This is a genomic window from Neisseria sicca 4320 (assembly GCF_000193735.1).
Taxonomy (GTDB): domain Bacteria; phylum Pseudomonadota; class Gammaproteobacteria; order Burkholderiales; family Neisseriaceae; genus Neisseria; species Neisseria sicca_E.
Map to the genome: position 1 here is coordinate 1 of NZ_AEPF01000015.1, position 762 is coordinate 762.

Consider the following 762-nt stretch of genomic DNA (forward strand, 5'->3'; position numbering starts at 1 on the left):
AGACCTTTGCAAAAAAGCCCTTCCTTCGACAGCTGAAACCCAAACACAGGTTTTCGGCTGTTTCCTTCCCCCAACATCTCCTAATTTTACCCAAATACCCCCTTAATCCTCCCCGGATACCCCATAATCGGGCATCCGGGCTGCCTTTTAGGCGGCAGCGGGCGCACTTAGCCTGTTGGCGGCTTTCAACAGGTTCAAACACATCGCCTTCAGATGGCTTTGCGCACTCACTTTGAGCAGACCAAAATAGGTTGCCCGGGTGCAGCGGAATTTACGGTGCAGCGTCCCGAAGCTCTGTTCGATCACATAACGGGTTTTCGATAAATACCGGTTACGCTTCGTTTGGGCTTCCGTCAGCGGACGGTTGCGGTGGGCTTTGCGCATAATGCCGTCCAACAACTGGTGTTCTTTCAGATATTGCCGGTTTTCCTTACTGTCATAGCCTTTATCGGCATAGACGGTCGTATCTTCGGCTATCCCTTCCAGCAAAGGCGACAGGTGGTTGCACTCATGGGTATTGGCGGGAGTAATGTGCAGTTTCTCGATATAGCCTTCCTCATCGGTGCGGGTATGTTGTTTGTAACCGAGTTTGTAGAGGCCGTTTTTCTTTGTCCAACGGGCATCTTTATCTTTGCTCGGTGTGGTTTGGCCGCTGACTTGTCCTTCGTCATCGACTTCTATGGCCTGACGCTGTTTGCTGCCGGCGGTCTGAATAATGGTGGCGTCAATGACGGCGGCCGATGCTTTCTCTACTTTTAGGTC

General features: G+C 51.8%; 1 protein-coding gene. It reads right to left on the reverse strand.

Annotation, left to right across the window (positions count from 1 at the left end; all coding sequences use genetic code 11):
• Positions 1 to 147 precede the first annotated feature (147 nt).
• On the reverse strand, positions 148 to 762 hold a 615-nt coding region (locus tag NSCA4_RS0101465; protein ID WP_016686495.1), incomplete at its 5' end, for an IS5 family transposase.